21 protein-coding genes are annotated in these 26,114 nt (G+C 69.4%); 9 read left to right on the top strand and 12 right to left on the bottom strand.

What is annotated here, in order from left to right; genetic code table 11:
• Positions 1–5 precede the first annotated feature (5 nt).
• From C6569_RS11020 to C6569_RS11005, 4 genes are all read right to left on the bottom strand, one after another.
• Positions 6–1,625 (bottom strand): ABC transporter substrate-binding protein, encoded by a 1,620-nt coding sequence (locus tag C6569_RS11020; protein WP_106748894.1) that lies wholly within the window; start codon positions 1,623–1,625, stop codon positions 6–8.
• A 70-nt stretch (positions 1,626–1,695) separates the two neighbouring features.
• Positions 1,696–3,363, bottom strand: coding sequence for an ABC transporter substrate-binding protein (locus C6569_RS11015; protein ID WP_215905744.1), 1,668 nt, complete (start codon positions 3,361–3,363; stop codon positions 1,696–1,698).
• Positions 3,364–3,605: 242 nt separating this feature from the next.
• Complete coding sequence (locus C6569_RS11010; protein WP_106748892.1) at positions 3,606–5,009, bottom strand: amidase; 1,404 nt, start codon at positions 5,007–5,009, stop codon at positions 3,606–3,608.
• A complete protein-coding gene (locus tag C6569_RS11005) occupies positions 5,006–6,139 on the bottom strand; it encodes an NAD(P)/FAD-dependent oxidoreductase (protein ID WP_106748891.1) in 1,134 nt (377 codons plus the stop codon). The genes C6569_RS11010 and C6569_RS11005 overlap by 4 nt, the downstream gene beginning before the upstream one ends.
• A gap of 251 nt (positions 6,140–6,390) precedes the next feature.
• On the opposite strand from C6569_RS11005, the gene C6569_RS11000 reads away from it, so the two are divergent.
• Positions 6,391–6,843: a hypothetical protein gene (locus C6569_RS11000; protein WP_106748890.1), complete on the top strand. Its 453-nt coding sequence runs from the start codon at positions 6,391–6,393 to the stop codon at positions 6,841–6,843.
• 39 nt (positions 6,844–6,882) lie between these two features.
• Here C6569_RS11000 and C6569_RS10995 read toward each other — a convergent pair whose 3' ends face one another.
• Positions 6,883–7,797 carry a lipid A biosynthesis lauroyl acyltransferase gene (locus tag C6569_RS10995; RefSeq protein ID WP_245898072.1) on the bottom strand — a complete coding sequence of 305 codons (915 nt, stop codon included), beginning with the start codon at positions 7,795–7,797 and terminating at the stop codon, positions 6,883–6,885.
• Positions 7,798–7,810: 13 nt separating this feature from the next.
• Positions 7,811–8,833, bottom strand: coding sequence for a zinc-binding dehydrogenase (locus C6569_RS10990; RefSeq protein ID WP_106748889.1), 1,023 nt, complete (start codon positions 8,831–8,833; stop codon positions 7,811–7,813).
• 312 nt (positions 8,834–9,145) lie between these two features.
• Here C6569_RS10990 and C6569_RS10985 point away from each other — a divergent pair, with 312 nt between their 5' ends.
• The 7 genes from C6569_RS10985 to C6569_RS10955 all read left to right on the top strand — a co-directional run bounded on the left by C6569_RS10985 (position 9,146) and on the right by C6569_RS10955 (position 16,185).
• Positions 9,146–9,427, top strand: a complete 282-nt coding sequence (locus tag C6569_RS10985; protein WP_106748888.1) for an acyl carrier protein — start codon at positions 9,146–9,148, stop codon at positions 9,425–9,427.
• Between the two features lie 121 nt (positions 9,428–9,548).
• Positions 9,549–10,022, top strand: a complete 474-nt coding sequence (locus C6569_RS10980; protein ID WP_106748887.1) for a 3-hydroxyacyl-ACP dehydratase FabZ family protein — start codon at positions 9,549–9,551, stop codon at positions 10,020–10,022.
• 9 nt (positions 10,023–10,031) lie between these two features.
• Positions 10,032–11,237, top strand: coding sequence for a beta-ketoacyl-ACP synthase (locus C6569_RS10975; RefSeq protein WP_106748886.1), 1,206 nt, complete (start codon positions 10,032–10,034; stop codon positions 11,235–11,237).
• A 10-nt stretch (positions 11,238–11,247) separates the two neighbouring features.
• Positions 11,248–12,522, top strand: a complete 1,275-nt coding sequence (locus C6569_RS10970) for a beta-ketoacyl-ACP synthase (protein WP_106748885.1) — start codon at positions 11,248–11,250, stop codon at positions 12,520–12,522.
• Complete coding sequence (locus C6569_RS10965) at positions 12,522–13,271, top strand: SDR family oxidoreductase (RefSeq protein WP_106748884.1); 750 nt, start codon at positions 12,522–12,524, stop codon at positions 13,269–13,271. The genes C6569_RS10970 and C6569_RS10965 overlap by 1 nt, the downstream gene beginning before the upstream one ends.
• Before the next feature lie 16 nt (positions 13,272–13,287).
• Positions 13,288–14,637 carry an O-antigen ligase family protein gene (locus C6569_RS10960; protein ID WP_106748883.1) on the top strand — a complete coding sequence of 450 codons (1,350 nt, stop codon included), beginning with the start codon at positions 13,288–13,290 and terminating at the stop codon, positions 14,635–14,637.
• Positions 14,638–14,745: 108 nt separating this feature from the next.
• Positions 14,746–16,185: a mannose-1-phosphate guanylyltransferase/mannose-6-phosphate isomerase gene (locus C6569_RS10955; protein ID WP_106748882.1), complete on the top strand. Its 1,440-nt coding sequence runs from the start codon at positions 14,746–14,748 to the stop codon at positions 16,183–16,185.
• 101 nt (positions 16,186–16,286) lie between these two features.
• Here C6569_RS10955 and C6569_RS10950 read toward each other — a convergent pair whose 3' ends face one another.
• The 6 genes from C6569_RS10950 to C6569_RS10925 form a co-directional block, all read right to left on the bottom strand.
• A complete protein-coding gene (locus C6569_RS10950) occupies positions 16,287–17,627 on the bottom strand; it encodes an HlyD family type I secretion periplasmic adaptor subunit (protein ID WP_245898300.1) in 1,341 nt (446 codons plus the stop codon).
• On the bottom strand, positions 17,624–19,354 hold the full coding sequence (locus tag C6569_RS10945; protein WP_106748881.1) for a type I secretion system permease/ATPase: 1,731 nt from the start codon (positions 19,352–19,354) through the stop codon (positions 17,624–17,626). The genes C6569_RS10950 and C6569_RS10945 overlap by 4 nt, the downstream gene beginning before the upstream one ends.
• A 134-nt stretch (positions 19,355–19,488) precedes the next feature.
• Complete coding sequence (locus tag C6569_RS10940; RefSeq protein WP_146144781.1) at positions 19,489–20,409, bottom strand: NAD-dependent epimerase/dehydratase family protein; 921 nt, start codon at positions 20,407–20,409, stop codon at positions 19,489–19,491.
• Positions 20,406–21,416 (bottom strand): MraY family glycosyltransferase, encoded by a 1,011-nt coding sequence (locus tag C6569_RS10935; RefSeq protein WP_106748879.1) that lies wholly within the window; start codon positions 21,414–21,416, stop codon positions 20,406–20,408. Before C6569_RS10935 ends, C6569_RS10940 begins: the two co-directional genes overlap by 4 nt.
• Before the next feature lie 358 nt (positions 21,417–21,774).
• Positions 21,775–22,923 carry a DegT/DnrJ/EryC1/StrS family aminotransferase gene (locus tag C6569_RS10930; protein ID WP_106748878.1) on the bottom strand — a complete coding sequence of 383 codons (1,149 nt, stop codon included), beginning with the start codon at positions 22,921–22,923 and terminating at the stop codon, positions 21,775–21,777.
• 138 nt (positions 22,924–23,061) lie between these two features.
• On the bottom strand, positions 23,062–23,442 hold the full coding sequence (locus tag C6569_RS10925) for a hypothetical protein (protein WP_146144780.1): 381 nt from the start codon (positions 23,440–23,442) through the stop codon (positions 23,062–23,064).
• A gap of 29 nt (positions 23,443–23,471) precedes the next feature.
• Here C6569_RS10925 and C6569_RS10920 point away from each other — a divergent pair, with 29 nt between their 5' ends.
• On the top strand, positions 23,472–25,964 hold the full coding sequence (locus C6569_RS10920; protein WP_106748876.1) for a M10 family metallopeptidase: 2,493 nt from the start codon (positions 23,472–23,474) through the stop codon (positions 25,962–25,964).
• Positions 25,965–26,114 lie beyond the last annotated feature (150 nt).

Below are 26,114 nucleotides of genomic sequence, written 5' to 3'. Positions count from 1 at the left end.
CGGCGTCATGCGACGGTGACCGGGGTGATGTCCTGGTACCAGTTCTGGGCCTGGACGAAGCCCTTCACCCGCGGGGACAGGGCGCGCGGCGCGACGTCGTGGGCGACGAACAGGAACAGCGCCTCGTCGACGAATTTCTCATGGGCGCGCTGGATGGCGGCGAGCTGTTCGGCCGCGTCGAAGGACGAGCGGATCTTGGCGAGGCGGGCGTCCATGTCGGGATCGACGTAGTAGCCCCAGTTGGTGCCCGCCGGGGGCAGGAGCCCGCCGTCGAGGTGGCGGATGAGGGCGGTGAAGGGGTCCTGGCTGAAATAGGAGGAGTTGGTGGAATGGGCGCCGCGCGAGGAGGGGTGCTTGGCGCCGGCCCGCCAGGAGCTCACCAGCGCGTTCCAGTCCATGACCTCGAACTCGACCTTGATGCCGATTTCGCCGAGGTTCTGCTGGATCAGCTCGTTCATCACCAGCGGCTGCATCTGGCCCGATCCCGACGGCGAGATGATCGCCTTGACCGAGAGCGGCTTGGCGGGACCGTAGCCCGCCTCCGCCATCAGTTTCAGGGCCGCGGGGACGTCGGTCTTGACGTCGAATGAGGGCTTGCCGAACCAGGGGCTGGAGGGCGGGACCATGCCCTTGGCAGGCAGCATCATGCCGCCGAGGAGCTCCACCATGCCGGCGCGGTCGACGGCGAGGTTCGCTGCCTTGCGGATGCGAACGTCGTTCCAGGGCGAGCCTTCGACCCGCGAGAAATGCCAGGTCCAGTTGTGCGGATAGACGTTGGAGGTGATCTGCATGCCGCGGGAGCGGAGCTGTGCGAGGGCGTCGGTGGCGGGCGCCTCGATCCAGTCCACCTGGCCGGAGAGGAGCGCTGCCGTGCGGGCGTTCGGCTCTGGCATCGGCACCAGCACGACCCGCTCGAGCTTCGGACGCCGCGCCGGGTTCCAGTAGGCGGCGTTGGGGGTGAGTTCCAGCCGCTCGCGCGGGGTGTAGCGGTCCACCTTCCAGGGGCCGGTGCCCGAGGGGGCCCGCAGGAAGGCGTCCCAGTTGCGACCGACCTTCTCCCACTGCGCGGGAGAGGACATCAGGATCCAGGAGATTTCGTAGGGGAACAGGGCGTTCGGCGAGGAGGCGATGAACTCCACCGTCATCGGATCGAGCGCGCGGTAGCTCTTCACCGAGGGGATGCGGGTGCGGCCCTGGCCGGACTGGCGGGGGTCGTGCTGCGGGCTGTCGGCCTTCAGGATCTTGTCGAAGTTCCAGACGACCGCCGCGGCGTCGAAGGCGGAGCCGTCGTGGAAGGTCACGCCGGGGCGCAGCACGAAGGTCCAGCGGGTGGGATCGGCCGGATCGACCTTCCAGGAGGTGGCGAGGCCCGGGACGAGGCCGCCCGGCGCGTCGGCCTTGGAGAGGTCCCAGAGGATGAGGCTGTCGAAGACGTTGTAGCCGACGAAGCGCATCCCCTCGGCGCCCTGGTCGGTCTGGCCGTTGGGGAGCGGGATGTCCGAGGCGGTCATGGCGATGCGCAGGACGTTCGAGCCCTGGGCGCTGACCTGCGACAGGTCGAAGAGGGAGGCACCCGCGGCTGCCGCGGCGCCGGCAAGGATCTGCCGCCTGTCGAACGAAGGCATCTGGACCTCGGAACTATCTGGGGACGAACCGGGCGGCCTCGACGAGGCCGCCCGGCGCGGGGCGTGAGGCTCAGGAGCCCGGACGGATGTCCATCGGCGCGATGTCGATGAACCAGGACCGCGGCTGGACGACGCCGGTGACGCGGGCCGACATGGCGCGCGGGCCGACGTCGTGGGCGACCCACAGGAAGGGCGCCTCCTCGACGATCCGCTTGTGCAGGGCGGCGAGGGCCCGGTCGCGGCCGGCATCGTCGAAGGTCGAGCGGGCCGTCGCGGCGAGCTGGTCGAACTCGTCGGAGTTGAAGAAGCCCCAGTTGTTGGAGGCCGGCGGGTTGGTCTGCCGCGTCACGAAGCGGATCATGGCGAAGAAGGGGTCCATGGCCGCGAAGGTGACGTTGGTGGCGTTGGCGCCGCGGGCATTGGCGTGGCCCGCGCCCTCACGCCAGTTGGTGAAGACCGCGTTCCACTCGGCGACCTCCAGCTCGACGTTGAAGAAGCACTCCTTCAGCGCCTGCTGCAGCCATTCGTTCATGACGATCGGCTGCATCTGGCCGGAGCCCGAGGCCGAGGTCAGGACCTTCACGGTCAGCGGCTTGGCGGCGGAGAAGCCGGCCTCCTGCATCAGCTTCTGGGCGGCCGGCAGGTCGTACTTGATCTGGAAGGACGGGTTGCCCCACCAGGGATGGCCCGCCGGAACGGTGCCGACCGGAATCTCCATCAGGCCGCCCAGCAGCTCCTTCAGCTCGGCGCGGTTGATGCAGAGATTGGCGGCGTGGCGCACCCGGCGGTCGAGCCAGGGCGAGCCCTCGCGGAACGAGAACTGCCAGGGCCAGACGTGCGGCTGGGCGTTGGTGTAGAGGGTGAAGCCGCGCTGCTTGATCTGCGGCACGGAGTCGGGCGCCGGCGCCTCGATCCAGTCGACCTGGCCCGAGAGCAGGGCGGCGGTGCGGGCGTTCGGCTCAGGCAGCGGCAGCAGCACGACGCGGTCGACCTTGGGCCGGCGGGCGGCGTCCCAGTAGTCCTTGTTGGCGACCATCTCGAAGCGCTCGCGCGGCACCAGGCGGACGCCGCGGAACGGGCCGGTTCCCGAGGGAGCGGCGGCGAAGGCGGTCCAGGCCGCCGCGGCGCGGGCCTTCGGGTCGGCGACGGAGGCGGGAACCTCTGACAGCAGCTTCTGCCAGTGCGTCGGCGACGCCATGAACAGGTTGGTGAGGTTGATCGGCAGGAAGGAGTCCGGCGCCTTGGTGGTCAGCTCCACCGTGAGGTCGTCGATGGCGCGGGCCGAGGCGAGGTTCGGCATGCGCGAGACGGTGACGCCGACCTGGCTCTGGTCGAAATGCGGGGCGTTCTGGTCGAGGACCTTCTGGACGTTCCACACCACCGCCGCGGCGTTGAAGCGCGAGCCGTCGTGGAACTTCACGCCCGGACGCAGGCGGAAGACCCACTTGTTCTTGTCGGCGGCGTCGACGGACCAGGACAGGGCGAGGCCCGGGATGATGACGGAGGCGGCGTCCGCCTTCGACAGGTCCCAGTGGACCAGCGCGTCATACATCGGGATGCCGGTGAAGCGGTTGCCCTCGAAGCCCTGGTCGGGCTGGCCGTGGGTGCGCGGAATGTCCGCCGCCGTCATGCCGATGCGCAGGACCTTTTCCTGGGCCATGGCTGAGGCCGAGGTCAGCAGCGCACCCGCAAGGGCGAAGGCGCCGGCGATCAACGCCGGACGAAACATGGTTCGCATACGAAGTCTCCCTGATACTTCCTCGGCAAGGGCTGGCAAGGCACATGCCAGACAGCCCGACGAGCCGGTTGATCCGGCTTCTCGAAGCCTGACCCAGGGGAACCGGCAAAGGAATGCCGGGCCCGGGTGCAGGCTGCCCAAGAATTGAGCAGGTCGTTCCACGGAGATCAAGACGCGCGGATGCCGCGCGCCCGGTAAATCATCATTCTCCGTCCGGCATGGAGGCTGGAGGGTTCGGCGCCTCAGGCGGGCAGGGGGAAGGGGCCCGAGACGGCCGCCTCGACGCTGCGCGCGATGCGCAGGGCAAGGGCGTCGGCGAAGCGCGGGGCGACGACCTGGAAGCCGACCGGAAGACCCGTCGCCGTCGGCGCCACGGGCACGGAGACGCCGCACCATTCGAGATAGTTGACGAAGCGGGTGAAGATGCCCGGCGCGCCGGCCTCGTCCACCTGGGTCAGGGGAACGGCGGGAACGGGCGTGGTCGGCAGGATGAGGGCGTCGATGCCGTTGCCGGCGAGGAAGGCCCTGGCCGCGGCCATGCGCTGCCGGCGGATCTCGACGCCGGCGAAATAGCGCGTCGCGGGTATGTCGAAGCCGCCGCCGATGCGCCGTGCCGCCCAGCCGCCGAGCCGGCAGGGGGCCTCGCGCGCCAGGACGCCGTGGTGGTGGGCGCCTTCCACCATCATAAGCTCGCCGCAGGCCTGGGTGTAGGTGGCAAGGCTCTCGGGCAGCGAGACCGGAACGAGCCGCGCGCCCGCCTTCTCGAGGGCGGCGGCGGCGGCGCTGAAGCTCGCGGCGACACCGTCGTCCACGGTGATGTCCGGATCGATCGCCAGCACGCCGAGGGTGAGGCCGCGCACCCCCGCCTCCAGCCCGGAGCCGAGGTCGAGTCCCGGCCCGGCCTCGGTGGAGGGGTCGGCCGGGTCGGAGCCGAGCAGGACCTGGCTCATCACCGCCGCGTCGCGCACGGTGCGCGCCAGCGGGCCGATGGTGTCGAAGTGGAGGGCCAGCGGCACCACGCCGGCGCGGCTGACGAGGCCCATGGATGTCTTGTGGCCGACCGTGCCGCACCAGGCGGCGGGCAGGCGGACGGAGCCGCCGGTATCGGTGCCGAAGCCGATGGGCACCAGGCCGGCGCCGACGGCGACGCCGGTGCCGGACGAGGAGCCGCCGGGGACGCGGTGCGTCGTGGCGTCGTGGGGGTTCACCGGCGTGCCGGCGATCGGATTGGTGCCCCAGCCGCCGAAGGCATATTCCACCGTGTGGGTCTTGCCGACGACGATGGCGCCCGCGGCTCTCAGGCGCGACACGCACCATGCGTCCGCCGCCGCGGCCGGCAGGTGGTCGCGGGTGAGGGAGCCGGCCCGCGTGCGCTGGCCGGCGACGTCGATAATGTCCTTCACGGCGACCGGCACGCCGTGCAGGGGGCCGCGGCGCTGGCCGAAGGACTGCACCGTGTCGAGCATGTCGGCCTCGGCGCGCGCCTCGTCGGCCATCACGGCGATGAAGGCGTGGAGGCGGTCGTTGGCGGCGGCGATGCGCGCCAGCGTCGTCTCGACCACGGCCCGGGCGCTGGTCCGTCCCTCGGCGATGGCTTCGGCCGTGGCGACGGCGCCGGCGGCGAGGACGGTGGCTGCATCTGTCATGGCACGGTCTCCAGGGCGGGCAGGCCGAGGCGGGCCGCCACGATGTCGGCGAGGGCGAGGGAGGCGGTCAGGCCCGGGCTTTCGATGCCCAGAAGGTTGACGAGACCGGCGATGCCGTGGACCTCCGGTCCGTCGATGCGGAAATCGGGCATCGGCATGCCGGGCCCGTGCAGCTTCGGCCGGATGCCGGAATAGTCGGGCTGCAGGGCACCGTCGGGCAGATCCGGCCAATAGGCGCGGATGGCGGCGTAGAAGCCGTCGGAACGGCGCGGATCGACGACCAGGTCGTGCTCGCTCTCCACCCATTCGACGTCGGGCCCGAAGCGGCAGCGGCCCTGGAGGTCGACGGTGGCGTGGACGCCGAGGCCGGCCGCGTCCGGCATCGGATAGACGAGGCGGGAGAAGGGCTGGCGGCCGACGAGGGAGAAGTAGTTGCCCTTGGCGTACCATTGCCGCGGCGCATGCTGCTGCGGAAAGCCCTCCAGGCCGGCGAGGAACTTCGGCGCGTAGTGGCCGGCCGCGTTGACGACGATGCGCGCGGCGATCTCGGCGCCTTCCGCGCCGCCGGTGCGCAGCACGATGCCCTCCGCCGTGACGCTCGCGCCGAGGATCGGCGTCTCGAAGGCCACCATGCCGCCGGCATTCTCGAGATCGCCCTGGAGCGCCAGCATGAAGCCGTGGCTGTCGACGATGCCGGTGGAGGCGGAGAAGAAGGCGCGGATGCAGGAGACTTCCGGCTCCATGGCCCGCACCTCGTCGGGTGTCTTCCAGGTGAGGCCCTCGACGCCGTTGGCATGGGCCTGGTCCCAGATCGCCTGGAGCTTCGGCAACTGGTCTTCGGAGGTCGCCACCATCAGCTTGCCGCAGGCCTTCGCCTTCACGCCGCGGTCGGCGCAGTAGCGGTAGAGCAGGTGCTTGCCGCGCAGGCAGGCGGCGGCCTTGATCGAGCCGGTCGGATAGTAGAGCGCGGCGTGGATGACCTCGCTGTTGCGCGAGGAGGTGCCGGTGCCGATGGCGTCGGCCGCCTCGATGACGAGGGTGTCGAGCCCGGCGAGCGCCAGGCGACGGGCCGCGGCGAGGCCGACGACGCCGGCGCCGATCACCACCGCGTCGATGGACCAGTCTGTCATGGGAGGCGGGCAGGGGAGGTGATGCGGGCGGTCATGACGCCATTCTTAAGGGCCGCCTGCGTGCGGGGAAAGCGCACTGCCTGCGCGGCTGGTCTTCGGCCGCGGCCGGGCGAGCCGCGAGGTCCCGAAGGCGAGCGTGCCGGAGCCGCCAAAAAAGGTCCCGCGATACGGATTTGAGCGGATGCGAATACCGCCACACGTCTTCATAGGAGGAGCGCGGTGAACCTTTGCCGTAACGGAAAGCTCGCATCATGACATCGCTCCCGCCGCTCTTGTTCAAACGCCCGGCGCGCCGCCTCCTCGCGTTTCTGGCGCTCGGCGCCATCGGCGCCCTCGCGCCTTCGGGTGCCGCCTTCGCCCAGCAGCCATGGACCTGTACGCGCCTTGGCGACGCCAGCGTCGCGCCGGGCAAAGGGCCGACTCAGGACCAGGCGTTCCGCAACGTCCGCAGCAACTGCATTCGCACCTACACGCCGAGCAACCTGGTTCAGGCCAATTGCGTCGGGACCGCCTTCCGCTGCCAGCAGGATGCGCCGCCGCGATGGTTCGTGTGCCAGGACAGCACCGGGCGCTGGCGGCAGGAGGGGCCCAGCGCCGAGACCGCCAAGATGGGAGCGGTCAATGCCTGCACCGCGGCCAATGGCGGCGGCGCCGCCTATGGCACCTGCCTCAACGCCGTCACCTGCCGGCCGTCGAACAACTGAGCATCCGTGCCGCGGTGGCTGCGCGGCGGAAGGTCCGCCTCACCGCCAGCGGCGATGCAGCCAGAGCCATTGCTCGGGATGCTCACGCACCCAGTCCTCGACGATGGAGGTGAGCACCTGCATCGTCGCCTTCACGTCGACGCGGCCTTCGTCATCGCGCGGCAGGACGATCTCCTCCGTCGCCTCCAGGCGGAAGCGGTTGCCGGGCAGGCGGATGACGCGGACGCCGTGGACCGGGCAGTCGAACTCGCGGGCGAGGCGCGCCGCGGTCGGATTCGCCTTGGCGGGCCGGCCGAAGAAGGTGACGTCGACGCCGCGGTGGAGATGCTGGTCGATCAGCATGCCGACGTGGTTGTTCGCCTCGAGCTCTCGGGCGAGCTGCAGCACGCCGCCGCCGCCGGAGGCCACCAGCTTGCCCATGGTCTTGCCGCGGATGCGCTGGATGGCGCGGGCGACGAAGCGGTTGTTGGGCATGCGGTAGAGGGCTGTGGTGTCGAGCCCGTGGGCGGCTGCCGCCACCGCCGGCATCTCCCAGTTGGCGAGATGGGCGGCGAAGAAGATGGCGGGCCTGCCGTCGTCGCGCAGGCGCTCGTAGAGCGGCACGTCGTCGGTGACGATGCGCCCCTGGTTGGGCCTCGCGGGGTCGTAGTCCCACAGGTCGTCCATGCAGGCATATTCGAAGGCGGTGCGGCCGAGATTGTTCCAGACGCCCCTGAGGATCGCCTGGATCTCGTCCTCGGATTTCTCCGGGAAGGCCGCCTTGAGATTGGCGTAGCCCGTGCGGTTCACCGGCAGCAGGCGGCCGATGGCGGGCAGGATGGCGGCGCCGAGATTGCTCGCCCGGTCGGGACCGAGCGCGCGGATGGCCGCCATGGCGCCGAGCACCAGCATGCCGACGACCCAGTCGAACGGCACCATGGCGGCGGGGTAGTTGTGGCGGATCCAGCGGACCAAGGGCCGGCGGCCTTCAGAGGTTCACGAGGATCTTGCCGAAGACCTTGCGGCCTTCCAGCCGGTCCAGCGCCTCGGCGAAGCGGTCGATGGGAAGCTCGGTGTCGATCACCGGCGTGACGCCCGCCTCGATGCGCTTGAGGCCGTCGGCGATGGCGCGGATGGGGGCGCCGAAGGAGCCGAAGATCTTGTACTGCTGCTGGAAGAGCTGCATCAGGTTGAAGGTGATGGTGGCGCCTGAGGTGGCGCCGCAGGTGGCGAGCCGGCCGCCGCGCCTGAGGCAGAACAGCGACTGGTTGAAGGTGTCCGCGCCGGTGTGCTCGAAGGCGACGTCGACGCCCTTCTTCTTGGTGATCTTGCGCACGACGCCCTCGAACCGCTCGGTACGGTAGTTGATGGCGTGGTCGGCGCCGATGGCGAGGGCCTTCTCCGCCTTCTCGTCGTCTCCCACCGTGGTGATGACGGTGCAGCCGATGGCCTTGGCCACCTTGATGGCGACGGTGCCGATGCCCGAGCCGCCGGCCTGGACGAGGACCGTTTCACCGGGCTGGAGCTTGCAGTTGTCGAAGAGCATGTGCTCGACGGTGGAGAAGGTGATCGGCGCGGTGGCGGCGTCGCGCAGCGACACGGAGGCCGGCACCGGCAGGACGTGACGGGCTTCCATGGTCACGAATTCGCGAGCGAAGCCGTCGATGTGGAAGCCCATGATGCCCTGCACGTCGGTGCACAGGTTGTCCTGGCCGGCGCGGCAGAACCGGCACGTGCCGCAGGTCTTGGCACCGAACATTACGACCTTGTCGCCGGCCTTGAAGGAGGTGACGCCGTCGCCGACGCTCTCGATGGTGCCGGAGGCCTCGGCGCCCACCACCAGCGGCATCTGCCGTTTGGCGAAGGCCATGCCGCGGAAGCCCCAGACGTCGATATGGTTGAGGGCGACGGCGGCGATCTTGATGCGGACCTCGCCGGGGCCGGGGGCGGGGGCGTCGGCGACCTCCTCGATGCGGAGGTCGCGATCACCGTGAAGGCGCAGGGCGCGCATGGGACAGATCCTCTTGCGGGCGGAATGGCCCGAAACGCGGCACAACACACCGCCGCACCGGCAAAGACTGCAAGGCGCCGGTGCCTAAAGGCCCGGGGCGGGATCGTCAACCGATGCGGCGAGTTCGGGGCGCCCGGCAGCGGTAAGGCCCTGCCGCACCGGCGCGAGGAGGGCCATGAGACGAAGGGTTGATGCGGCAAGCCGCCTCATCTATAGCAGCACCACCCTGTTCGAGGCGCCCCGTGCGGGTGAATGCCTTGTTTCGTGCCGCTTTGATCACCATCTGACGGCCGCCACGGAGATTGCGCTACCATGTCGTCCACCTTCGAAACCGTCTCGAAGATCATCTCGGAAACCTGTGACATTCCGCTGGAAAAGATCACGCCCGAGAGCCACGCGATCGACGATCTCGGTATCGATTCGCTCGACTTCCTCGACATCGCCTTCGCCATCGACAAGGCGTTCGGCATCAAGCTGCCGCTCGAGAAGTGGACGCAGGAGGTGAACGAGGGCAAGGCGAAGACGGAGGACTACTTCGTCCTCGGCGCGCTCTGCGGCAAGATCGACGAACTGGTCGCCGCCAAGGGCGCCTGACGCCGGTCGGGCCCGTCCCGCGCCGAGTCCAGTCCATTCTGCATGACCGGCCGGGTCTTCCGGCCGGTTTCGTCATCCAACCCCTGTCGAAAGCCTCCCGGCACGGGAGATCCATCCTCCCATGCGGCTCGAATATTTCCAGATGATCACGCGCGTCGTCGCGTTCGACGCGCAGGCGAAGACCCTGACGGCGGCGGCGGACGTGCCGGCCGAGAGCCCGGTCTTCGAGGGTCACTTCCCCGGCTATCCGCTGCTGCCCGGCGTGCTGATGATCGAGGCCATGGCGCAGACCTCCGGCTGGCTGATCCTCGGGCTCAACAAGCTCACCGCCATGCCGTTCCTGGTCGGCACCAACACCACCAAGATGCGCGACTTCGTCCAGCCCTCGACCCCGCTGATGGTCCACGCGGAAATGGTCGGCGACGGCTCGGGCTATGCGGTGACCAAGGCCTTCATCACGCGCGAGGGCAAGAAGGTCGCCGAGGCGGAAATCAAGTTCGCGGTCAAGACCTTCCCCGATCCGAAATTCGCCGCGATGATCCGCGAGTGGGGGGAACGTCTCCAGTTCCCCTTCGAGAAGCTGGAAACGGCCTGAAGGGAGTGCATGATGGCGATTGCCCCGGAACGTGAGGCCTGGATCACCGGGATCGGCCTCGTCTCCGCGCTCGGCGAGGGGCTGGACGCCCATTGGGAGGCGCTGAACGGCGACCGCGAGGCCTGGTTGAAGCTCGATTCGACCACCCACGCGCCCTATCAGGTGCACCCGGCCGTGGCGCTCGACCTCGCGAAACAGATTCCCGATCGCGGCGACCGCCGACAGATGGAAGGCTGGCAGCGCCTCGGTACCTATGCTGCCGGCCTGGCGCTTGAAAATGCCGGCGTGAAGGGCCAGGACGACCTTCTGAAGACCATGCACATGATCGTCGCGGCCGGCGGCGGCGAGCGCGACTATGCCGTCGACGGGCAGATCCTGTCGGGGCTGGAAGCCTCCAACGAGCCGGGCAAGTTCCTCAACGAGCGGCTGATGAACGATCTCAGGCCGACGCTCTTCCTCGCCCAGCTCTCCAACCTGCTCGCCGGCAACATCTCCATCGTCCACGGCGTCGTCGGCTCCTCGCGCACCTTCATGGGCGAGGAAATGGCCGGCGTCGACGCGGTGCGCGTCGCCCTCGGCCGCTGCCATGCGGGGCAGGGCGACATCTTCCTGGTCGGCGGCGCCTATTCGGCCGAGCGCCCGGACACGATCCTGCATTTCGAACTCGGCCACATGAACTGGACCAAGCCCTGGGCGCCGGTCTGGGAGCGGCCGAAGGACGGCGGCGGCACGATTCTCGGTTCTGTCGGTGCCTTCCTCGTCGTCGAGGCGCGCGAACACGCCGAGAAGCGCGGCGCCAAGCCCATCGCCAGGTTGTCCAAGGTCTCCTCCGACCGCACCCGCCGCAAGAACGGCGATGCCGAGCACTCCATGGCGGTGCAGTGGAACGAGATTTCGCCCGGCCTCATTCCCGGGGCCACCGTCGTGATCTCCGGCGCCACCGGCGTCAGCGAAGCCGTCGCCATCGAGCGCGACCTGCTCGACCAGCGCCGGGTGCCGACGCGCGCCACCGGCTCGGTGATCGGCCACAGCGTCGAGGCGACCTTCCCGGCCAACGTCGCGCTCGCTGCCATGATGGTGGCGCGCGGCGAGGCGGTGCCGCCCATCGGCGGCGCGAAGGACGAGGCGCGCATGACCCGCAAGGTCAAACAGGCGGTCGTCACTTCCGTCGGACACTGGCGCGGCGAGGGCATGGCCCTGGTCGAAGCGATCTGAGGAGGGCAGCATGGCTCCAATGAAGGACAAACACGGCCGCCCCGTCGTCGTCGTCACCGGCATGGGCGTCGTCACCTCGCTCGGCCAGGGCAAGGACGAGAACTGGGCGAAGCTGACCGCCGGCCAGTCCGGCATCCACACGATCACCCGCTTCCCCATCGAGGGCCTGCGCACCACCATCGCCGGCACCGTCGATTTCGTGCCCTTCGAGAATGCGCCGGACCTGACCACCAAAATGGCGGCACTGGCCGGCGAGGAGGCGGTGCAGGAGGCGAAGATCGGCGACGCGGACAGCTTCCCCGGACCTCTCTTCCTCGGCATGCCGCCGGTGGAGCTGGAATGGCCGCAGCGCCAGGACCTCGCCCGCGCCTCGGGCAAGAGCGCCGACATCACCTACACGGACATCCTCAAGGGCGCGGCGGCGAAGGATTTCTCCGCCATGCAGACGCGCTTCCTGTTCGGCTCGGTGGGCGATGCGCTGGCCGACCGCTTCGGCACCAAGGGCGCGCCGATCTCCATCTCCACCGCCTGCGCCACCGGCGCGACCGCCATCCAGCTCGCCGTCGAGGCAATCCGCCGCGGCGAGACCGGCGCCGCCCTGGTCATCGCCGCCGACGGTTCGGCCAATCAGGAATCGCTGGTGCGGTTCTCGCTGCTCTCGGCGCTTTCCACCCGCAACGGCGAGCCCACCGCCGCCGCCCGGCCCTTCTCCAAGGATCGCGACGGGTTCGTCATGGCCGAGGGGGCAGGGGCCCTGGTGCTGGAATCGTGGGAGCATGCCACTGCCCGCGGCGCCACCATCCTCGGCGTGGTCGAGGGCTGCGGCGAGATGGCCGACAGCTTCCACCGCACCCGTTCCAGCCCCGACGGCGCGCCGATCATCGGCTGCATCAGGAACGCCCTCGACGATGCCGGCGTGACGCCCGGCGACGTCCAGTACGTCAACGCCCACGGCACCTCGACGCCCGAGAACGACAAGATGGAATATGTCGGCCTCGCCGCCGTCTTCGGCGACCATCTGGCCAAGGTGGCGGTCTCCTCCAACAAGTCGATGATCGGCCACACCCTGTCGGCAGCCGGCGCCATCGAGGCGGTGTTCACGCTGATGACCATCCGCAGCGGCGTCATCCCGCCGACCATCAACCACACCGAGGCCGACCCGGCCATCAAGATGGACCTGGTGCCCAACGTCGCCCGCAAGGCGAGCGTCACCCGCGCCATCTCCAATTCCTTCGGCTTCGGCGGGCAGAACGTCTGCCTCGTCCTCGCCGCGGAGCCGGCGTGATGGGGCGCGTTCTCGTCACCGGCGGCGCCAAGGGCATGGGCGCCGCCATCGTCCGGGCGCTGGTCGCCGGCGGCCACGACGTCACCTTCACGGTGCGCTCCTCGGGCGAGGCGGCGGAGGCGCTGGTGGCCGAGCTCAAGGCCTCCCATCCGGACCGCGACGTCGCGATCGCCACCCTCGACCTCGCCGACAAGGCGGCGGTGGAGGCCTTCTGTGCCACCCTCGAGAAGGGCGAGGCGCTCTACGGCCTCGTGCATAATGCCGGCCAGCCCTACGACCAGCTCGCCGCGGTCATGGACCAGGCCAAGGCCGAGGCGGTCATGCAGATCAACTTCTTCGCCTTCACCCGCCTGGTGAATGCGGTGGTGCGCCCGATGATGCGGGCGCGGATGGGCCGCATCGTCGCCATCGGCTCGGTTACAGCGGAGCGCTCCAACCAGGGTAATGCCGCCTACGGCGCCTCCAAGGCGGCGCTCGCCGCCTATTGCCGGACGCTCGCCATCGAGAGCGCCAAACGCGGCGTGTCGGTGAACGTCGTCGCCCCCGGTTTCGTCGATACCGACATGATGGCCAAGTATGCCGACTATCGGGAGAGCATGGAGAAGCAGATTCCGGCCGGCCGTTTCGCGCGGCCGGAGGAGATCGGCGGTCTCGTCGCCTATCTCCTGTCGCCGCTTGCAAGTTACCTCACAGGCGCTACCATCAGCATCGATGGTGGACTGACAGCTTCGATGGGGCTGCAGCGATAGGGCATCTCAAGTCTTCATGATGTCATCGCGCGGTGCGCCCGAACGAGGCGATGCGAACTGGCGGGCCGGACGAGGATTTCTCGGCGCCCTCTGGGCTTGGCTGTGGGCGACCATCGACGATCCCAACAGGATTGCCTGGCTCTATATCCCCGTCCTCGCCTTTCTGCCGCTGACCTTCGGCAGCGTCGCGACCTTCTTCTATTTCGGCGCCTGCATCTATGTCGGCCTGATCTTCCTCGGCCGGCGGATCGCGTGGGTCTGGCCGCCGACCACTGCCTTCGGCTGCCTCGTCACCCTCGGCTATTTCGCGGTGACCGCGATCTCGCCGCTGGCCTTCCCGAACAAGGCCGCGGGCTGGCTCGATGTCGGCACGGCCATGCACTACCTGACGCTGACGATGCTGGTCGGCACCCTCGTGCAGACGCCGAAGGTCGACGTCTTCGCGCTGTTCCTCAATGGCGTCAGGGCGGCTGCCATCCTCTCCTTCGGCCACGCCCTCCTGCAGGTCCAGGTCTTGGGGCATCCCCGTGCGACCGCCGGCATGGCCAATGCCATTCCCTTCGGCGACACGGCCATGCTGGCGGCGGGTCTCGCCATGGTCGGTTTCGCGCGCCTCTCCGGACCGATGCGGATCTTCGCCGTCATGGCGCTGGTCTGCGGCATCGGCGGCAGCTTCCTGTCGCAGACCCGCGGCGCGTTGCTCGCCCTGCCGCTGGTCGTCCTGGTCGTGGCGGTGCACATCTGGCCGGCTGTCCGCATGCGGCGCTGGCAGGCGGCGATGACGGCGGCCCTGATCGCCGGCGCCCTCGCCATCTTCGCCGTGGCGATGAAGGTGCCGGAGCGGGTCGACGAGGTTCGTCAGGCGCTGCAGAGCGAGACCATGGACCTGGAGCGCGACCCGTCCACCGCCCACCGGGTGCTGCTGTGGACCTACGGTCTCGAGGCCTTCGTCGACCGGCCGGTCTTCGGTTACGGGAGCCAGAACGCCGTGGCCGAGGTCCGCCGGCGCGCCGCCGCCGAGGGCTTCGAGATCCCGCCCTATCGCCACCTCCACAACGAGTTCATCTCGGTTGCGGTGGGCCGCGGCGTGGTCGGGCTCCTCGTCCTCGTCCTGCTGCTGGCCGCACCTCTGGTGATCGTGGCGCAGGCGCCGCCGGACGACCGCCAGCGCGACCGCTGGGCCTTCGCGGTGCTGTTGTCGGGAAGCTATGGCATCTTCGGTCTGACCAATCTCCTGTTCAGCCACGACCAGACCAACACCGTCTATGCGACCGCCTATCTCGTGCTCTTGGTGGCGGCCCATCAGGCGAGGGTCGGTCTCACCGCCTTCAGCCGCCCCTTCCTCGGCGTTCCTCCGCGGCCTTGAACGGCCGCGGCCGTTGACCATTCCGACAGATGGCGGTGGCGCGCCCGCCGGCCAGCGGCTAGGTAACCCCACCAAGATGATGAGTGATCGGTGAAGGACATGCCTTCAATGTCGAAGCAAGCGCGGATCGTACCGGTCATCCTGTCGGGCGGCGCGGGCACGCGGCTCTGGCCCGCCTCGCGGGAGGCCTATCCCAAGCAGTTCCTGCCGCTTCTCGGCGAGCGCTCCACCTTCGAGGAGACGCTCGCCCGGGTGGGTGACCGCGCCATCTTCGCCGATCCGGTGATCGTCACCGGCGAGGATTTCCGCTTCCTCGTGGCCGACCAGCTCGCCCGCGCCGGCACGCCCGGGCGCATCGTGCTGGAGCCGATGCGCCGCGATTCCGGCCCGGCCATCGCAGTGGCCGCCGAACTCGTGGCCGCCGCCGACCCCGATGCCGTCATGCTGGTGCTCGCCGCCGACCATCTCGTCACCGACGCCGCGGCCTTCGCCGCCACCGCCGAGGCGGGGCTCGCCGTCGCCGAGGCGGGCGCCCTCGTCACCTTCGGCATCCGTCCGACCCACCCGGCCACCGGCTACGGCTACATCCGCCCCGGCGACGTCATGGACGGGCGGGTGCGCATGGTCGCCGCCTTCAAGGAGAAGCCCGACGAGGAGACGGCGAAGACCTTCCTGGCCGAGGGCTATCTGTGGAACTCCGGCAATTTCCTGTTCCGCGCCGATGTCTTCCTCGCCGAGCTCGCCCGTTTCGAGCCGGAGATCGCCGGCGCCGCCAAGGCCGTGGCCGCGTCGATGAGCGTGGATCAGGCCGGCAGCATCACCTTCGAGCGCATCGACCGTGAGGCCTTCGCCGCCTCTCCGGCGAAATCGGTCGACTATGCCGTGATGGAGCGCACCGACCGCGCCGCCGTCATCGAGGCCGACTACGCCTGGTCCGATCTCGGCTCCTGGGACGCCCTGTGGGAGGCCTCGCCGAAGGACGGACACGGCAATGCCGCCCGCGGCGCGGTGTCGCTCGCCGACACCCGCAATTCCTACGTCTCCAGCGACGAGGTCCACACGGCCGTGATCGGGCTCGACGACGTGGTCGTGGTGGCGACGAAGGACGCGGTGCTGGTGGCCGGCCGGCAGGTGGCGGGCGAACTCAAGACGCTGGTCCAAGACCTGCGCGCGGGCGATGCCCAGCGCCGGCGGCTGGCCGAGGAGCATCGCAAGGTGCTGCGCCCCTGGGGCTCCTACGAGAGCGTCGACCGCGGCGAGCGCTTCCAGGTGAAGCGCATCGTGGTGAAGCCCGGCGCGCGGCTGTCGCTGCAGAAGCACTTCCACCGGGCCGAGCACTGGATCGTGGTGAAGGGTACGGCGACGGTCGAGGTCGACGAGGTGACCCGGATCGTGCGCGAGAACGAGAACGTCTACATCCCCCTCGGCGCCTGGCACCGCCTCGCCAACGAGGGCAAGATTCCGCTCGAGCTCATCGAGGTTCAGTCGGGCAGCTATCTTGGCGAGGACGACATCGTCCGCAGCCAGGACGACTACAAGCGCGTCTGAGCCCGAGGCTTCAGCCGCGCATCATGCGGCCGAGGCGGGCGAAGAACCGGATACAACCCGAACGATCGTCCCGCCTGGGGCCATGTGACCGTGTCTGGTCCTCAGCGCTCCCGGAAGGCGCGGTGGACCTGGTCGACGATCGGCTTGGTCAGATAGGCGAGGGCGGTGCGGTCCCCGGTCCGGACGAAGACCTCTGCCGGCATGCCCGGCACGATCCTGTTGTCGCCGAGCCTGGCGAGCTCGCCTTCGGTCACGGCGATGCGGGCCGTGAAATAAAGGGCGCCCGTCTGGGACTCCTTCACCACGTCGGCGGAGACCCGCTGCACCGAGCCCCTGACCTCGGGGGTCGTGCCGTGCGGGAACGAGGTGAAGCGGATGAAGGCCGCCTGACCCGCAGCCACCTTGTCGATGTCCTGCGGCGCGATGCGGACCTCGATGACGAGGGTGTCGTTGTCCGGCACGATCTGCATGATCGGCGGGCCGCCGGCGGGAATGACGCCGCCCACCGTGTGGAAGACGAGCTGGTGGACGTGGCCCGTGGCGGGAGCCTTGATTTCGATCCGCTTCAGCACGTCCTCGGCCGCCACCCGGCGCTCGCCGAGTTCGCCGACGCGGGCCTGGACGTCGCGCAGTTCCGTGGTCACCTCACGCTGGAGCTCCAGGTCGATCTGCAGGATCTGCAACTCGCTTTCGCTGATGCGCCCCTGGGCCCGGCCCCGCTCGGAGACGAACTGGCCGACGTCACCGGCGAGGCGCGCGGATTCGCGCTCCAGTTCGACGAGACGCGTGCGCGGCACGAGATTGCGGGAGAACAGGTCGCGGATATCCTGCAGCTCGCGCTCGATCAACTGGACCTGCCGGCGCCGGGCCTCCTCTTGCGCGGTGATGCCGACGATCTCGCCCTTTATCTGTTCGATGCGCTCGCGCAGCTGGCGCCGCTGGCTCTCGCGGGAGGCGCGGCGGGCCACGAAGAGCTTGCGCTCGCCCTCCACGGCACGCAGGACGTCGGGTTCGTTCAGCCGCGCGCTCAGGAACGGGGGGACCGTGATCGTGTCGGCGCCGTCTCGTTCCGCCTCCAGCCGCGCCTGGCGGGCGGTGAATTCGTCGAGCTGCTTGCTGATCACCTGAAGGTTGGCCCGGGTGACGGTGTCGTCCAGCCGGATGAGGAGATCGCCTTCGCGCACGCGCATGCCGTCGCGGATGTGCAGGCGCTGGATGACGCCGCCGGTGGGATGCTGGACCGCCTTCACGTTGCTGTCGACCACCACGAGGCCGCTGGCGACCACCGCGCCCGAGAGCGGAACGGTGGCGCCCCAGACGCCGAGGCCGCCGACGAAGACGATGGACACGCCGAGCCCCGCGGCGATGAGGCGGCGCAGCGACGTGGTGTTCTCCGCGATGTCGCGGGCCATGGCGTCGGGCGGGGAAGGGGCGCGGGTCATAGCTGGGCAACTCCCTTCTGGGGCGCGAGAACGCGTTTGAGGACTTCCTCCTTGGGGCCGAAGGCCTGCATGCGCCCGTCCCTCATGACGCCGATCATGTCGACCGCCGAGATGGCGCTGGGGCGATGGGCCACCACGATGACGATGCCTCCGCGGTCGCGGACATGGCGGATCGCGCGGGTGACCGCGGCCTCGCCCTCGGCGTCGAGATTGGCGTTGGGCTCGTCGAGAATGACCAGGAACGGATTGCCGAACAGGGCGCGCGCGAGGGCGACCCGCTGCTTCTGGCCGCCGGAGAGCACGATCCCGCCCTCGCCGATGCGCGTCTGATAACCGTCCGGCAGGCCGCGGATCATCTCGTCGGCGCCGGCGGCGCGGGCCGCCTCGACGATGTCTGAGGCCTGCGCCGAGACGTCGAACCGCGCGATGTTCTCGGCGACGGTCCCGTCGAAGAGGCCGATCTCCTGCGGCAGATAGCCGACGATGGAGCCGCGCGCCGCCTCGCCCCACTGGGACAGTTCGGCACCGTCCAGCCGGACCGAGCCGCTCAGGGGCAGCCAGGCGCCGCTGAGCGTGCGCACCAGGGTCGACTTGCCCGACGCCGACTGGCCGATCACCCCGAGAGCCTGGCCGGCGAGCAGTGAGAAGGCCACGCCCTGGACGATCGGCGTCGTCGAGCCGGGGGCACCGGTGTAGACCTGATCGACGGTCAGCGTCGTGCTCGGGCGGGGCAGGGCGAGCGACTCCGCCGGCGGGGGCAGGAGCCGCGTGCTCTGGCGCAGGCGCTTCCAGGCCTGCCGCGCCGCGACGAAGCTCTTCCAGTGCGCGACCGCGGTCTCGATGGGCGCGAGCGCCCGTCCCATCAGGATCGAGCCGGCGATCATGACGCCGGGCGTCGCCTGCTCCATGAGGACCAGATAGGCGCCGAGGCCCAGCACCGCCGACTGCAGCGCCATGCGCAGGATGCGGGAGAGGGTGCCGAAGGTGCCCACTGCGTCGGTGGCCGCCTCGTTCGCCTTCAGGAAGCGCGAGGTGAGGTCGCCGTAACGCGACGCAAGGGCCGGGCCCATGCCCATGGCGGCGATGGCTTCCGCGTTGCGGCGCGAGGTCTCGGTGATGGCGGCGCGCCCGCCGGCCTCGCGGGCGACGGCGACCATGGGGTTGCGCGTCGCCCTCTCGGTCATCAGCGTCACCGCCAGGAGCAGCAGGGCGCCGCACAGGACCATGATCCCCATCCAGGGATGGAGGGCGAAGCAGAGCCCGATGAACAGCGGCATCCATGGCAGGTCGAAGAAGGCGGTCGGCCCGAGGCCGGACATGAAGCCGCGCACCGCGTCCACGTCGCGGCTCGGCTGCATGGCGTCGGCCTGGCCGCCGATCCTGACGGGAGCCAGGGTGACGAGGCGATAGACCTGCAGGGCGAGACGGCGGTCGATCGTCGCGCCGATGCGCGTCAGCACCCGCTGGCGGACGACGTCGACCACGCCCTGCACGAGGAAGACCAGGGCCAGCAGCATGCTCAGTCCCACCAGCGTCTGGATCGAACGGCTGGTCAGCACGCGATCATAGACCTGCAGCATGTAGATCGCGCCTGCCAGCATCAGGATGTTGAGGACGCCGGAAAACAGGCCTGCCGCCACCAGCGCGCCGCGGCAGGAGGCGAGCGCCTCCGCCACCGGATCGTTGCGTCTGTCGGGCGTCGGAGGATGGGACGATGTCGCGGACATGGGTGCCACTATGATTTGAATGTGTCGCCAGGCAAATCCCTTGCGGGGGTGCTTCAGCTTCTTCGTTACTGTGATGCCGTTCCGAGAATTTTTAGCGACACCTGCGGCAGGATCGACGGCCGGGCCACGAAGCTTCAGCCGCGCATCATGCGGCCGAGGCCCGCCGCCGAACTCTCGACAGGGCGCCAGCCGAGGGCGCGGATCGCCGCATCGTCGAGGATGAGATCACGGCAGAGCTGATCGGCGAGGGCCGGGGCGAGGCGCGTCACCAGCCGCTCGGTCAGCGCCGCGGGCAGGCCGACGATGCCCGGCGGGCGCCCGACGGCCTGCCGCATGGCGCCGATCATCTGCCCGACCGTGAGCGGATCGCCGTCCGCGAGGTGGAAGGTGCGCCCCGCGGCATCGGGCCGCGCCAGCACGAAGGCGACGGCCTCCGCCACGTTGGCGTCGGACAGGATCGACCGCCGCCCCGCCAGTCCGCCGAAGGGAAGGGGGAGAGGCGACCGGGCGAGGCGGGCGAGGCGGGCCATGTTGCCCTTCGCTCCGGCACCGTGCAGCACCGGCGGCCTGAGAATGATCGCCTCCGGCAGTTCCTCCCGCACGGTCCGTTCCGCCGCGAGCTTGGAGCGGCCATAGGCGTCGCTGGGGGCGGGCGTCGCCGTCTCCGTCAGGGGATGGGGCGAGGAGGGGCCGCTGACGGCGCGCGACGAGGAGATCAGCACGAAGCGTCCGACGCCCCGGCGCCGGGCCGCGCGGGCGAGGCTGGCGGAGGCGTGGGCGTTGACGGCCTGCATCACCGTCTCGTCGAGGCCGGCGGGCCGGTGGGCGAGGCCGGCGGCGTGGACCACCGCCTCCACCCCTTCGAGCAGCGCGCTGAACCGGTCGTCGAGGCCGGATCCGGCGAGGTCGGGCAGGGTGGCCGGGCTCACCCGTCCCGCCGGCAGTGCGGGCAGGGGGCTGCGGGCCGCGGCGCGCACCGCAAAGCCCCGCGCCGCGAGGGCTTCGACGAGGGCCGCGCCGAGGAAGCCGCCAGCACCGGTGACGAGGATGGTCATGCCGGCCGCCCCGGCCGCCGGAGCCACGACAGGATCGGGATCAGGACCACGGCGACGCCGAGGGCGAGGAGACCGGCCGCCGCCAGCGGGTTTCCGGCCCGGACGGAGAGCAGCGCCAGGGCGGCGCCGGCGGCGGAGACCGCGGCGACCGTGAGCGCCACCCGCGGCGCCCGCACGCCGCCGTCGACGGCGCGCTGATAGGCGTGGTCGCGGTGCGGCTCGGTGAGCCGCGCGCCGGCGCGGAACCGGCGCAGGAGCGTGATCCCGCCGTCGGCCAGGGGATAGAGCAGCATGAGGAGGCCGGCGGCGGGGGAACCGGAAAGGGCGAGATCGAGCGCCAGCCAGCCGAGGAGCAGGCCGAGGGGGAGGCTGCCGGAATCGCCGAGGAAGATCTTCGCGGGATGGCGGTTCCACGGCCAGAAGCCGAGCATGGCGCCGAGGCCCGCCGCGGCGAGAGGGCCGCTCGCGGCTCCGGCCGAAGACAGCGTCGGGACGAGGGCGGCGAGGGCGAAGGCCGGCGCGGCGTGGGCGAGGGTGATCTCGTCGATGCCGTCGACGAAATTGACGAGGTTGACGGTGGCGACGAGCATCAGGGCCGCCGCGGCGCGCTCGACCCAGAACAGGGCCGGCGGCACGAGGGAGGCCTCCGCCGGCAGGCCGGCGACCGCCAGAGCCGCGGCGAGGGCCTGGGCGGCGAGTTTCGGCCGCCAGGGAAGCGGGCGCCTGTCGTCGACGAAGCCGAGGGCGGCGAGGCCGACCATGGCGGTGAGCAGGGCGAGGAGCCGCGGCTCGCCCGCACCGGCGACGAGCACGGCGGTCCCGCCGGCCAGGACGATGGCGGCGACCACGCCGAGGCCGGCGCCCTGAGGCGTGACGGCGCGATGAGAGGAGCGCGCATCGGGCTTGGCCGCGGCGACCCGGGCGAGCCAGGGCCGCAGCGCGGCTATGGCGAGCCAGGAGAGCAGGACGGCGGCGACGACCGTCGCGAGGCTGGAGACTGCGTGCATGTGCGAGGCGGACCGCGCCGGTGCCGATCAACCGCCCGGCGGGCGGCACGCGAAGCTAGCCGATTCTGCGAAGAATCCCGCGGGCCTCCGCATCGGCAGAGCAGCCAAGGCTGGGGCAGAAGGCGGCGGGGGCGGTTCAGAGAGCCCGCAGACGATCGCGGACGACCATCCAGGCCGAAGCCACACCGAGAACCAGAGCCACCAGCTCGAAAGCGTTCTCCACGTTCACGCCCGTACCCCTCACACGCCACGTCACGAGTGCTGCACTGCGAAAAGCTTTGTTACAATCTCGCGATCGCAACCGTCCGTCAACCATGAAAATGTGCTGACTTCGTCGCAGTCGAGTCCGGGCGGGGCCTCAGGCGAGGGCGGCGCGCACGCTCTCCACCACCCGGTCCTGCAGTGCAGCATCGAGATAGGGATGCATGGGCAGGCTGATCACGTCGCCGGCGAGGCGGTCGGACACCGGCAGGCCGTTGCCGGCGACCGGATAGTGCCGGTAGGCGGTCTGCTGATGCAGGGGACGGGGGTAATAGATCGCGGTGGGAACGCCCTGCGCCTTCAGCTTTGCGGCGAAGGCCGTGCGGTCGCGGCCGCGCAGCCGGATCGTGTACTGGGCCCAGACGGAGACGAGCCCGTCGGCGACGCGGGGTACGTCCACCAGTGAGGCGAGCGCCTCGTTGTAGCGGGCCGCCACCACGTTGCGCGCCGCGATCTCGTCGTCGAAGATCTTGAGCTTCTCGATCAGCACCGCCGCCTGAATCGTGTCCATGCGGCCGGTCATGCCGATGCGCTGGTTGTCGTATTTGTCCTCGTTGTTCTGGCCGTGGATGCGCAGAGAGCGGATGATGTCGGCGAGGCCGTCGTCGTCGGTGAAGACCGCACCGCCGTCGCCGTAGCAGCCGAGCGGCTTGGCGGGGAAGAAGGAGGTGGCGGTCGCCATGCCGATCGTGCCGATCTTGCGGCCCTTGTAGCTGCCGCCGAAGGACTGGGCGGCGTCGTCGAGAAGCCAGAGGCCGTTTTCGGCGCAGAACGGCTCGACGGCGTCGTAATCCGCCGCCTGGCCGAAGAGGTCGACGGCGATGACGCCGACGGGGTTCAGACCCGCCGCCTTCGCGGTGGCAAGGCCCTGGACCAGGGACGCGCGGTCGATGTTGAAGGTCTGCGCGTCGACGTCGACGAACACCGGGCTGGCGCCGAGCCAGGCGACCACCTCGGCCGTGGCGGCGAAGGTGAAGGCGGGGCAGAGCACCGCGTCACCGGGCTTCACGCCCTTCGCCATCAGGATGAGGGCGAGGGCGTCGGTGCCGGAGGAGCAGGACACCGCATGCTTCGCGCCGCAGAAGCCGGTCAGCGCCTTTTCCAGCGCGAAGACCTCGGGCCCCATGATGTAGGCGCCGTGGTTCACCACCTTCAGGATCGCCTCGTCGACGGCGGCACCGAGCCGGCGGCGCTGGGCGCCAAGATCGATGAAGGGAATGGGGGCGAAAGCGGCTGCGTCTGTCACGTGTCGAGACCGTCTGCGTTCTGGCGGTTATGCGGGGCCACGGCGAATCGGAATGTGGCGGCGAAATCTGCCGTGATCCGATAAGCAGTCTCAGCCGCTGCCGGAAATCACTTTATCTTCCAAAAGATGTTGGCCCCATCACCGCGGGAGGGTCGACAGGAGGCGCCGCGCCTCGTCGGCAAGCGGATCGCCGGGGTGCCGGGCGATGAACAACTCCAGCGCGGCGCGGGTCCCCGCGCGTCGGGCGGCCTCGAATTCCTCCCGCACGGCGAAATGGCCTGGGCGGACCAGCGGGGGATCATCCTTGTCGGGAGCCGAGGGAACGGTGGGGCCAGTCAAGGGTGGGTTTCCCGAATGAGAGGGCGTCGCCACGATGAGGCAGAGACCCAGGGCCAGCGCGTATCGACGGTGGAGGCCGGCCATGGCTGCGGCGGCGTCACCTTTGCGCCTCATTGACGAACTGTCAAACGTCGGTAACTTAAGCGGGCCAATATTGTGGATGTAATTCCGCTGCGGCATGTTCCTGTCCTGGCTGGGGGAGAGTCCAAATGTGCAACGTTTGTTCAGGGCCGATGCTTAGGGATTGGACGGGAAAAACAGTCCACTCCAATACCGGGGGGCAAGACGGCCCGGGCGATGTGTCGTTCAAAGGGCTCACCGGCGGCATGTTGCAGAGCATCTATGGCGGGATCACCGGCGGTGTGTCGCAGGGCGTCCAGCAACCCACCGGCGGGGTGTCGCAGGGCGTCACTATCGGCGACCCCACCGGCGGAACGGCGGCGGAGCCCGCATCGGGAAGCTACTCTCAAAGCGCCACCGGCAACACCAACATCGACGGTATCCTTTCCGGCTACAAGTGGACGACCACGGCCCTGACGTGGCGCATCCCCACGTCCGCCGACCAGTACGACACGGATCCCGGGACCGCAGGCATTCAATACGGCGATACCGCGCGAACCAGCACGTTTCTCGCCCCGACCGCCGCCATGACGACCGCGACGGCCGAGATCCTGAACCAGATGTTCGGAGCGGTGAGCGGCCTGAGCTTCACCCAGGCGGCCGCCAGCGACACCACGGCCGACATGTCGATCGGCAGGTCCACGGCCAGCCCGTCCACGAACTTCAATACGGCCTATGCCTACTACCCGTCCGGTCCGGGGACGGGCCTGTCGGGCGATTCCTGGTACAGCGACGCCTATGAATCGTTCGGCTCGGGCTACGCCTACTCCAACCCGGTCAAGGGTGGGTATGCCTGGACGACCTATATTCACGAATACGGTCACAATATGGGGCTCAAGCACGGGCACCAGACGGGAGGGCCGGGCAACACCGCCATGTCGGCCGATCGTGACAGCATGGAATTTTCCGTGATGACGTACAGGTCGTACGTCGGACAGGACACGGTCGCCAATCCAGGCTATCAGAACGAGCAGTGGGGCTTCGCCCAGTCGTTGATGATGTACGACATCGCCGCGCTCCAGGTGATGTACGGCGCCGATTTCACCACCAACAACACCAACACCGTCTACACGTTCTCGGCCACCACCGGACAGATGTTCATCAATGGTGTCGGTCAGGGGGCTCCGGGAGGCAACCGCGTCTTCCTGACGATCTGGGACGGTGGCGGCATCGACACCTACGACTTCTCGAACTACACGGGCAACCAGACCATCGACCTCACGCCGGGCTCCTGGTCGTTGATGTCGACCACCCAGCGCGCGCATCTCGGGCAGGGCAACTATGCCCGCGGGAACGTGTTCAACGCCCTGCAATACAATGGCGACGTGCGCTCTCTCATCGAGAATGCCATCGGCGGGTCGGGTAACGACACGATTACCGGGAACGCTGCCGATAATACGCTGACGGGCGGCGCGGGCGCAGACACTCTCATCGGGGGCGGCGGATCCGATACGGCCTCGTACGCGACGTCGACGTCGCGCGTCGTTGCCAATCTGGCGGATTCCTCGATCAATACCGGCGACGCCGCGGGCGACACATATTCCTCCATCGAGAACCTGCTCGGTACCAATGTCTCCGGTGTGGGCGATGCGCTGGTCGGAAATTCCGGTCGCAACTTCCTTGAGGGCTTGGGAGGCAACGACCAGTTGTTCGGCCGCGCGGGCGACGACGTGCTTTATGGAGGGGCGGGCGACGACCTGCTGCTGGGCGGCCTCGGCGCCGACTGGCTGGACGGCGGCACCGATACCGACACGGTGTCTTACCAGGAGGCCGGCAGCGGCGTGGTCGTGGACATGCTGAACGCCAGCATCCAGACGGGCGAAGCGGCAGGCGATCAGCTGATCAGCATCGAAAACATCTTCGGCTCCAGTTTCGACGACGCGCTCTGCGGCAACAACGGGCGGAACTTCCTCTACGGTCAGGACGGCAACGACGTCCTGTTCGGCCGGGGTGGGGCGGACGTGCTGTACGGCGGCGCGGGAGCGGACACGCTGTTCGGAGGCGCCGGCTCAGACTGGCTGGATGGCGGTGCCGGCTTCGACTACGCCTCCTATCTCGACGCCGGCGCTGCGGTCCAGGTGGACATGAACAACCCCGCCATCAACCTCGGGGATGCGGCCGGCGATCAGTTGATCGACATCGAAGGTCTCGTGGGGTCCGGTTTCGACGACGTTCTTCTCGGCAACAATCTCGGCAATGCCATCTTCGGCGCCGACGGCAACGACGTCATCTACGGGCGTGGCGGCGGCGATTATCTCACGGGCGGTGCGGGGGCCGACCAGTTCCGTTTCGCCAATGCCGGGGACGCCGGCGACACGATCTCCGATTTCCAGCGGGGCCTGGACACGCTCCAGTTTTCAGCCTCCGGGTTCGGAGGCGGGCTGGCGGGAGGCGCGCTCGCCGCCAACCGGCTCGTGCTGGGCACCGCTGCCACGCAGAATTTTGGGCAGTTCATCTTCGACTCCAGCACGAGCATTCTCTACTGGGATGCCGACGGCACGGGAGCCGGCGCCAAAATCGCGATGATGGCGTTGAGCAACATCAACACCCTGTCGACGTCGGACTTCCTCATCAACGCCTGACGGCGGACCTGGAAGGCCTCGCCGCGAGGTGATGATCTGCCACCGATGACGCCGTCCAGGGGGAAGCCCCTGGACGGCGCTTCCGCTCCACTGAATGCCGCATGCCCCGATCCGGGCGTCTTGCTGACGCTCCGGGTCGAAGCGCTGGCC

Source organism: Phreatobacter cathodiphilus, assembly GCF_003008515.1.
In the GTDB taxonomy this organism is placed as follows: Bacteria; Pseudomonadota; Alphaproteobacteria; order Rhizobiales; family Phreatobacteraceae; genus Phreatobacter; species Phreatobacter cathodiphilus.
Note: the sequence above shows the minus strand (reverse complement) of the source record. Positions and strands in the feature narration are given on the sequence as shown.

Bases quoted from the DNA above. Each gene is read 5' to 3' on its own strand.
- C6569_RS10925 (WP_146144780.1), bottom strand. From the start codon at position 23,442: ATGCCGCAGCGGAATTACATCCACAATATTGGCCCGCTTAAGTTACCG.
- C6569_RS10920 (WP_106748876.1), top strand. From the start codon at position 23,472: ATGTGCAACGTTTGTTCAGGGCCGATGCTTAGGGATTGGACGGGAAAA.
- C6569_RS10945 (WP_106748881.1), bottom strand. From the start codon at position 19,354: ATGTCCGCGACATCGTCCCATCCTCCGACGCCCGACAGACGCAACGAT.
- C6569_RS11005 (WP_106748891.1), bottom strand. From the start codon at position 6,139: ATGACAGACTGGTCCATCGACGCGGTGGTGATCGGCGCCGGCGTCGTC.
- C6569_RS10980 (WP_106748887.1), top strand. From the start codon at position 9,549: ATGCGGCTCGAATATTTCCAGATGATCACGCGCGTCGTCGCGTTCGAC.
- C6569_RS10950 (WP_245898300.1), bottom strand. From the start codon at position 17,627: ATGACCCGCGCCCCTTCCCCGCCCGACGCCATGGCCCGCGACATCGCG.
- C6569_RS11015 (WP_215905744.1), bottom strand. From the start codon at position 3,363: ATGCGAACCATGTTTCGTCCGGCGTTGATCGCCGGCGCCTTCGCCCTT.
- C6569_RS10970 (WP_106748885.1), top strand. From the start codon at position 11,248: ATGGCTCCAATGAAGGACAAACACGGCCGCCCCGTCGTCGTCGTCACC.
- C6569_RS10955 (WP_106748882.1), top strand. From the start codon at position 14,746: ATGTCGAAGCAAGCGCGGATCGTACCGGTCATCCTGTCGGGCGGCGCG.
- C6569_RS10935 (WP_106748879.1), bottom strand. From the start codon at position 21,416: ATGCACGCAGTCTCCAGCCTCGCGACGGTCGTCGCCGCCGTCCTGCTC.
- C6569_RS11010 (WP_106748892.1), bottom strand. From the start codon at position 5,009: ATGACAGATGCAGCCACCGTCCTCGCCGCCGGCGCCGTCGCCACGGCC.
- C6569_RS10990 (WP_106748889.1), bottom strand. From the start codon at position 8,833: ATGCGCGCCCTGCGCCTTCACGGTGATCGCGACCTCCGCATCGAGGAG.
- C6569_RS10985 (WP_106748888.1), top strand. From the start codon at position 9,146: ATGTCGTCCACCTTCGAAACCGTCTCGAAGATCATCTCGGAAACCTGT.
- C6569_RS10940 (WP_146144781.1), bottom strand. From the start codon at position 20,409: ATGACCATCCTCGTCACCGGTGCTGGCGGCTTCCTCGGCGCGGCCCTC.
- C6569_RS10975 (WP_106748886.1), top strand. From the start codon at position 10,032: ATGATGGCGATTGCCCCGGAACGTGAGGCCTGGATCACCGGGATCGGC.
- C6569_RS10965 (WP_106748884.1), top strand. From the start codon at position 12,522: ATGGGGCGCGTTCTCGTCACCGGCGGCGCCAAGGGCATGGGCGCCGCC.
- C6569_RS10960 (WP_106748883.1), top strand. From the start codon at position 13,288: ATGATGTCATCGCGCGGTGCGCCCGAACGAGGCGATGCGAACTGGCGG.
- C6569_RS11000 (WP_106748890.1), top strand. From the start codon at position 6,391: ATGACATCGCTCCCGCCGCTCTTGTTCAAACGCCCGGCGCGCCGCCTC.
- C6569_RS11020 (WP_106748894.1), bottom strand. From the start codon at position 1,625: ATGCCTTCGTTCGACAGGCGGCAGATCCTTGCCGGCGCCGCGGCAGCC.